The sequence below is a fragment of the Kineococcus glutinatus genome (assembly GCF_039542765.1).
In the GTDB taxonomy this organism is placed as follows: domain Bacteria; phylum Actinomycetota; class Actinomycetes; order Actinomycetales; family Kineococcaceae; genus Kineococcus_A; species Kineococcus_A glutinatus.
Window position 1 is genome coordinate 23,263 of sequence record NZ_BAABIL010000205.1, and the last position, 7,550, is coordinate 30,812.

At 73.9% G+C, this 7,550-nt stretch carries 8 protein-coding genes; 5 read left to right on the forward strand and 3 right to left on the reverse strand.

What is annotated here, in order from left to right:
* Positions 1–64: 64 nt before the first annotated feature.
* Positions 65–850, forward strand: a complete 786-nt coding sequence (locus tag ABEB16_RS08975) for an alpha/beta hydrolase (protein ID WP_345711916.1) — start codon at positions 65–67, stop codon at positions 848–850.
* Here the strand turns inward: ABEB16_RS08975 and ABEB16_RS08980 are convergent.
* Positions 793–1,533, reverse strand: coding sequence for a DUF4386 domain-containing protein (locus ABEB16_RS08980; RefSeq protein ID WP_345711917.1), 741 nt, complete (start codon positions 1,531–1,533; stop codon positions 793–795). The genes ABEB16_RS08975 and ABEB16_RS08980 overlap by 58 nt on opposite strands.
* A gap of 402 nt (positions 1,534–1,935) precedes the next feature.
* Entirely contained in the window at positions 1,936–2,577 is a 642-nt protein-coding gene (locus ABEB16_RS08985) for a hypothetical protein (protein WP_345711918.1), read from the reverse strand.
* A 546-nt stretch (positions 2,578–3,123) separates the two neighbouring features.
* Between ABEB16_RS08985 and ABEB16_RS08990 the strand changes: the two genes are divergently transcribed.
* Positions 3,124–3,687 carry a hypothetical protein gene (locus ABEB16_RS08990; RefSeq protein WP_345711919.1) on the forward strand — a complete coding sequence of 188 codons (564 nt, stop codon included), beginning with the start codon at positions 3,124–3,126 and terminating at the stop codon, positions 3,685–3,687.
* A 144-nt stretch (positions 3,688–3,831) separates the two neighbouring features.
* Here the strand turns inward: ABEB16_RS08990 and ABEB16_RS08995 are convergent, their stop codons facing one another.
* On the reverse strand, positions 3,832–4,254 hold the full coding sequence (locus ABEB16_RS08995) for a hypothetical protein (protein WP_345711920.1): 423 nt from the start codon (positions 4,252–4,254) through the stop codon (positions 3,832–3,834).
* A 140-nt stretch (positions 4,255–4,394) separates the two neighbouring features.
* On the opposite strand from ABEB16_RS08995, the gene ABEB16_RS09000 reads away from it, so the two are divergent.
* The 3 genes from ABEB16_RS09000 to ABEB16_RS09010 all read left to right on the forward strand — a co-directional run.
* Positions 4,395–4,709: a hypothetical protein gene (locus ABEB16_RS09000; RefSeq protein ID WP_345711921.1), complete on the forward strand. Its 315-nt coding sequence runs from the start codon at positions 4,395–4,397 to the stop codon at positions 4,707–4,709.
* A 169-nt stretch (positions 4,710–4,878) separates the two neighbouring features.
* Entirely contained in the window at positions 4,879–5,559 is a 681-nt protein-coding gene (locus ABEB16_RS09005) for a hypothetical protein (protein WP_345711922.1), read from the forward strand.
* 132 nt (positions 5,560–5,691) lie between these two features.
* A partial coding sequence (locus ABEB16_RS09010) for a HelD family protein (protein ID WP_345711923.1) occupies positions 5,692–7,550 on the forward strand: 1,859 nt, incomplete at its 3' end.

The window sequence follows — 7,550 nt, forward strand, 5'->3', positions numbered from 1 at the left end:
GGGTCTCGGCCCGGCCGCGCTCCGGCAGGGAGCGCATGGCGCACCGGTCGGGCAGGCTGTGGCCGTGACGGTGGTCTTCGTGCACGGCGCCGGGCGGGGCGGACGCGGCGCCTGGCCCGCGCAGCAGAACCTGCCAGGGGATCCCGCCGCGGCGGTCTGGCTGGACTGGCCCGACGCGGAGATCACCGGTGCCGCGTCCGGTGGGGACCTGACGCGGGCGCAGGTCGACGCGCTGCTCACCTGCGCCGACGAGCCGCTCGACGTCGTGGCCCACTCCCACGGGGCGGTGGCGGCACTGCTGGCCGCCCGGCGCCCGGACCTCGTGCGCAGCCTGGTGCTGTTCGAGCCGGCGTGCTTCGGCCTGGCCCGCGGCCGTGCCGCGGTGGAGGAGCACATCGAGGTCATGGACCCCGTGCTGTCCCGCGCCACGGACCCCGGGCTCGACGACACCGGGTACGCCAGGCTCTTCTTCACCGCGCTCGGGGCACCGGTACCGCCGGCGGACACCCCGGAGCAGGTGCTCGCGCTGCGCCGGCTGCGCACGGTCCGCGCCCCCTGGACGGTGCCGCTGGAGGCCGCGGTGCTCGCCCGCACGCCGACCCTGGTCGTCACCGGCGGGTGGCTGCCGCTGTACGAGCAGACAGCCCGGGCGCTGGCGGCGGCAGGAGCCCGTCACGAGGTGCTGCCCGGGCACGGCCACCGCCCGCAGGACCACCCCGGGGCCGGCGACCTCGTGCGCGTCTTCCAGCAGACCTTCGCTCCAGCCGGACAGGACACCCCCACCGCGTCGGCTCAGGCGGGGCGCCCCGCCGCGACCGGCGAGGGCCGGAACCCCTTCACGACGAGGTAGACGCCGAAGGAGAGCTCCCAGAAGAAGATGCCGGGCAGCGCGATCAGCGACAGCGCGGAGAACTGGTCGTTGGCGCCGAGCACCGTCGCGACGCTCGCGGCGAGGAGCGGTGCGGCACCGACCAGACCCAGCAGCGGGATGACGCGCGGCACGAGGCGGGACCGGTACACGAGCGTGCCGAGCAGCAGCGCGTTCGCGACGGCCATGACGGGGACGAGCTGGAACGACGTGTCGTGGACCGCGACGAACGCGGCCGCGGTGGTCACGAGGCCCTCCGGGTCGGCGGCGCCGGGCCCCCCGACCTCCCGGCGCAGCATGACGACGACGAGCAGGCCGAGGGCGCCGACGACGACGATCGCCGCCTCGAGGACGCGGGAGGCGACGAAACCCAGCGCGAGCGTCCTGCTCCACCGCTCCACCACCGGGTGGAGGACCACCGCGGTCCCGGCGCAGGCGAAGGCGTTCGTGACGAGGAGCAGGCAGCCGGCCGCGACGCGGACGTCGGCGCCCGGCCCGACGACGTACCCCGGATCGGAGAGGACGGGGTCGAGCACGAGGAGCGCGGGGATCGACGCGGCGAACGTCAGGAGGTAGAGGGCGCCGGCGAGGAACGCGGTCCGGCGCGACGGGGCTGCGACCTCCCGCCGGGCGGGCGCGCTGGGAGGTGCGGTGGTGGTCGGCATGTCGGTCCCTGGGGTGATCGTCCGGGCGGGGCCCGGGGCTGGTCGGTCGATCCGCACGCTAGGGACGCAGGTGGTGAGCGGGGATCACCACATCTGGTGATCCCCGTGGTGAGCGGTGCCGTCGACGCCGCTGGGGGCACGGACCGCTCGAACAACCCGATGAGCCTCTGGCCGACTTCGGTGTCAGCAACGAGCTGCTCCAACGCCTGAGGGCGTGGAACGCCACCTACGGTCAGCTCGTGGCCACCGACTTCCGGTGGCGTGCGGAGCAGTCCGAGCAGGACTGGGAGCAGGATGGCCGGCCCGGCGCTCGACGGCCGTGACAGCCGCAGCGCTGCTCGTCCGCTCATGGCGCATCGCGGAGTTGACGGAGGCCGGGAGAACGCGGTCAGGGAGCCCGCTTCAGGCGCTACCGGCCAGCACGTCGCACTGCACCAGCATCTGCACTGCCTGCAGCGGCTTCAGCGGGCTGTGCACCACCACGCCGCACTCCACCTGTCCCAGCCGCTGCCGCCACGCCAACCTCGTCAGTCTGTGCTCGCGGTGCTGCACCCCCACCTGAGCGCCGTGCACCAGGACCGTGGTGGCATCCCCGCTGGCGCTGGAGCGGGTGGTGCGTGGAGCTTCCGCTGGCTGTGAAGGCCAGCCGTGCCCGTACAGCACGTCCATCGTCGTGACACCTGGTGCGTGTTTTCTGCCACCGGGCAGGTGCAGCACCGCCTCGTCGACCACGTACAACACCGTCACCGATGCGTTCTCCCAGCGCCCCAGCTCAGCGGGGGCGCTGAGCTCACCTCGCCCGGCGGTGGCCACCAGCTCCACCTGCCCGGCATCGACCAGAACCGACAGCCTCGGCAGCGCGAAGCCCACCGTCTGCTGCACCTGCTCGCGTTCGTGGCGGTGGTACAGCTGCGCCAGCGAGTCGGGACGGGACGGGGTGTGCACTCGGCGCGCCGGCCTCAAGGACTGCAGCAGAACGTCCAGCTCTAGCGGCAACGGCAGCGCGTCCACCGACCCGAAGTCGACACCGACGGGTTCGCTCATACCCGTCACCGTGCCCGACCTGACGACATCGCGGTCATGCCGCTGCTCGCGCGGTGCGGTCGTGATCGCTTCAGCTCTGCGAGCAGTCCTGGCTCGGGTCGAGGTGGTTGAGAGTCTGCATCACGTAGCGCCCGTCGGGCTGGCGGGTGATGTCGGCAGCAGCGATGCGCCGCCCTGTGGCATCGACGGCCTCCCGGTGCGAGGAGGAGCGCAGCAGCGCCTCGTAGGCGGCCAGCCGAGCCCGGGTACGGGCGGTGTCTGCCGTGGTCTCCGCGCCGATCTCTCGGATCCACAGGTCAACCTGCGATCGGTTCCCCGCGTGTCACTCCCGTGAGGCGTAGCGGTAGGACGATCCGGCACCCCGCGACGCTGGTGGTCGCCGTCGCGGTCTTGGCGGCGGGGTGCACCACGAGCAGCGCGCCCGAGGCTCCTGGCGCGCCAACCGCGGAGCCGACGCCCCTCCAGAACCCCGCACCCGCCACCGCGGCCCCGGCTGCGCCGATCCCCGAGCCGTCCCCGACCGAGCCGAGCACCCCGGTGCAGGACATGACGATCACCTACCAGGACGGCACGACCGTCACCTGGCGCGGCCCCACCCGAGGCGAGGGCTGGACGGTGGAGCCAGACCGCATCGAGGAGGTCCCCGGCTCTCCGGCCCTCACGAGCGAACGGCTGAACACGTGGGACCGCACCATGCGCGATGAAATCTTCGCTGGTGGCTACGACGAAGAACTGGGGATCGACCTCGGACCCGACGGGCACCTCTCCTACGCCCGCTCGACCGGGGTCTACAGCTCGCTCATCTGGGCCCAGGGGCCGGAGCTGACCTGGCTCGACCTCGACCCGTGCTCGCAGTGGCCGGCCTCCGCCACCCTGGAACTGCCACCCGGTGGCGCGGTGTGCCGGGTGCTCACCATCGACGGGCACCCCGTCGTCGCCGCAGAACAACCCGTGCAGGAGATCGACGGGATGGGCACCGGCGGTAACACCGTCTTCTCCGTACGCCCTGACGGTGTCGCCGTCGTCCTGGGTCAGAGCAGCGTCCACGGAGAGCCCGTCCTCACCAGCGAGGACCTCGCCAGGGCAGCCCTCACCCTTCCCCCGCCCTGACGAACACCCAACTCTGCCGCGTTGCGGGCGCGATCACGAGAGGCGGTGGACGTTCGCTCGTACCCACGAGCGATCGCCCCATCGACGACAGTCGACCGGAGCCGGGGCAGACCGCGGCAACCGAACGTCCGCTCAGGCCGCTGGTCAGGCGTGGTGGCGCAGCTTCCGTCGACGGATGCGGGTCCGGCTCAGCGCTCCCACCGCGCAGATCCGCTCCTGCAGGACGGGGCAGGTCCACACCGCCTGCTCCGCCTGCTCCCGCGCTGCCAGCGGATGCCGCTTCGGGTGGTAGGGGCACGCAGGCCACGACGCGGAGCGGTCGAGCATCCACAGCGACTCCACCGCCCACTCCTGCACCTGGTCGGCCAGCATGACGACCTGCTCGACCTCACGTTGGCCGGTGGGGATCCACACGCCCGTGCCCGTGCCGTCAGGGCTGAAGAGCCAGCAGCTCGCAGCGTCGGGGTCGTCCTGCCACGACTTGTCATCCACCAGGGGCAGGACGCCGCAGGAAACGTCGAGGTCGGCGAGCAGTGGTGCCAGCGCCGCCTCCAGCTCCGGGTGCACCTGGCCAGCATGCCGAGTCCCCCGTCCCCTGTGCCGCCGGTCGCGCGGTGCACCGCCCACAGCACGTCCGGGACAGACCGTGCAACCAGCAACCGTCGAGCGGCGTCGAAGGCGCGTGCGGATGTCGAAGGCGCGTGCGGATGTCGAGGGCAGGCGTGCTGGCGCTGCTCGTCACGGCTTCGCTGTGCGCGGCGTGCACCGGCGGGCCGGCCACCCCGGAGGCGGCCGGCTCCCGGGTCGACGGCCCGGTCATCGTGGTGACCGGCACCTCCACCGCTGACTCCGATGCCTCCGCCGCCAGCGGCCCGCTGTCCTTGACCGACGGGTGCCTGCTCCTGGGTGACCTCGCGGTCCTGGTGTGGGAGGAGGGCACGTCCTGGGACAGCACCCCGCCGGGCCGTGAGACGTCGGGTGGGCGAGCGGTACTCGTCGGCCACGGGCCGCTGGGCTCCTGAACGACGCCCGGTCGCGGCGCCACCGGGTGACCACCCGCCCTCGCCGTCCGTGTAGCACGCATCGGCCGGATGGGGGTACCGCGGCTCGTCGCCTCCACGAGCCGTGGCGCTCCTGCACAGTGGTCCGGTGCGGGCGCTGCGGACGACATCCCGACGAGCCGTGGCAGCGGTGGCCACCACCACGGTCGTGCTGCTGCTGTGGCGCTGGGCGTTCCAGCCCGCGCTCGGGGAAGGCACGGGCATCCCCTGGACGGTCCTCGGCCTCGTCCTGGTCGTCGCGACGGCCTGGACCGACCGCGTCACCCGGCCCTTCGCGGGAACCGCGACCAGCGCCGCGGCAGCCGGCCTGGCGTCGGTGCTCTCCGGTTCGGCGGGGGACCTGGGCGCCTGGGTGGTGCTCGACCTGCTGCACGTGGTGTCGGCCGCCGCTGTCATCGCCGCCCCGGCCAGCGCGCTGCACCTGCTGTTCAGCGGGCTCCCGCGCGCCCGGCGGCGGTGGGCGGCGGTCGTCGTGTTCCTCGGCAGCTCGGCGTGGGTGGCGTGGATGAGCTGGTGGCCGCTGGACGAGGATTCCCCGTCGGCGTCGAACCGGCTGACGGCCGGTGCCGCCGCGACGCTCCTGCTCGCCGTCGTCCTGGGTGAGCTCACGGTGCGCCGGTGGTTCGGGGCGGTCTTCGCCCTCTGCCCGGCGGTGCTCCTGGCCGCAGGACCGCTCGTGGCATCCGACCCGCTCGGGGTGATCGCCCTGTTCGTGGTGAGCGCGTACGGCGCCGCCGGCTGCGTGGCCGCGGTCGGCGTCGTCGCTCTGGCCCGCGCCGTCCGTCGACGCCTGTCCCCCGCTCCCCGCTGACCTCGAGCGGGCGCACCGCCGTCACCGGGAATGGGCCACCGAATTCCCGCGTTCACCCGGAGCCGATTCACGGAGTTTGTTCCGGCAATTGATGGAGAAGCACATTCTACCACGGAGATCAGGGGTTCACCGGTGAATTCCGTGGACGAAGAACAGCGGTTTCTCGAGGTCTTCCACGCCGCCCGCGGTGCAGCGGCGACCGCGGCGGCCGAGCGGCTGCGGCAGGTGCTGCGCCAGCCGGCACGAGCCGGGCAGGCACAGGTGCAGCGCGAGGCGCAGGCGGCGGCGCTGCGCCGGCGGCTGACCGCGCTGGACGCCGCCGGCGAGGGGTTGTGCTTCGGCCGCCTGGACCGCACCGGCGGTGACGTGCTGCATGTGGGGCGGGTGGCGCTGTCCGACCGGGAGCAGCGGCCGCTGCTGATCGACTGGCGCGCACCGGCGGCCCGCCCCTTCTACACCGCCACCGCCCACCACCCCGACGGCGTGCGCAGGCGCCGGCACATCAGCACCCGCGGGCAGCGGGTGGTCGCCGTCCAGGACGAGCACCTCACCGATCCCGCGCACCGGCCGGGCACGGCAGGGCACGACGCGGACGGCCGCCCGGTTCCGAGCGCCCTGCTGTCGGCGCTGGAGGTTCCCCGCACTGGGGTGGTGCGCGACATCGTCAGCACCATCCAGGCCGAACAGGACCTGATCATCCGCCAGCCCCTGCACGGGGTGCTGGTCGTGCAGGGCGGACCGGGCACCGGCAAGACCGCGGTGGCCCTGCACCGCACCGCATACCTGCTGTACACCCACCGCGAACGGCTCGAGGGACGCGGCGTGCTGCTGGTCGGGCCGAACAGGACCTTCGTGGACCACGTCGGCCAGGTGCTGCCGGCCCTGGGTGAGAACGCGGTGGTCATGGCCACCCCCGGCCGGCTCTTCCCCGGGGTGGACACCGACCTGGACGACCCGCCGCGCACCGCGCAGGTCAAGGGCCGCCCCGACATGGCCGACGTCGTCGCCGCCGCGGTCCGCGACCGGCAGGAGGTTCCGCCGCAGCCGGTCGAGGTCGACCTGGCCGGTTTCACCCTGGCGGTGTCCCCGCACCTGTGCGCCGGTGCCCGCGAGCGCGCCCGGGCGTCGGGCCTGCCGCACAACCCCGCCCGTTCCGCCTTCGCCGCGGAACTCGTCGAGGCCGTCACCGCCGAGTACGCCCGGCAGCTGGGGGACGACCCGTACGGCGGGCCGGACCTGCTGGACGAGGACGACCTGCCCGAGCTGCGCACCGAGGTGCGAGAAGCCCCCGACGTGCACGAGCTGATCGAGCGGTGCTGGCCGGCCCTGACCCCCCAGCGGCTGCTGCGGGAACTGTTCAGCTCCCCCGAGCGCCTGCGGCGGGCCGCTGCCGACCTGCACCCCGAGGACCGCGCGCTGCTGCTGCGCGGCCCCGGCGGGACCTTCACCGTCTCCGACGTGCCGCTGCTGGACGAGGCCGCCGAACTGCTCGGCGAGCGGCCCGCGGCCCACCACGGGCACGCCGGGCGGCGCCGGCGCAGCGCCTACGCCCGCGGTGTGCTGGAGGTCCTGCACGGCTCGCGCCCCACCGACCTCGAGGACGACCAGGAGCCGGAGGTGCTGACCGCCACCGACCTGCTGGCAGGCGAGGCCCTGGCCGAGCTGCTCACCGAACGCTACGAGCCCGGCGACGAGCGCAGCACCGCCGAACGCGCTGCGGCTGACCGCACCTGGGCCTACGGGCACGTCGTGGTCGACGAGGCGCAGGAACTGCCCCCCATGACCTGGCGGCTGCTCGCCCGGCGCTGCCCCACCCGCTCCATGACCGTCGTCGGTGACCTGCACCAGGCCAGCGTCCCGGGAGCGCCCACCGACTGGGCGCAGGTGCGCGGCTGGCTCGGCGCCGGTCCCGGTGACCGGCAGTGGCGCGTGCGGGAGCTGAACACCAGCTACCGCACCCCGGAGCGGATCCTCGCCGTCGCGGCGGGCGT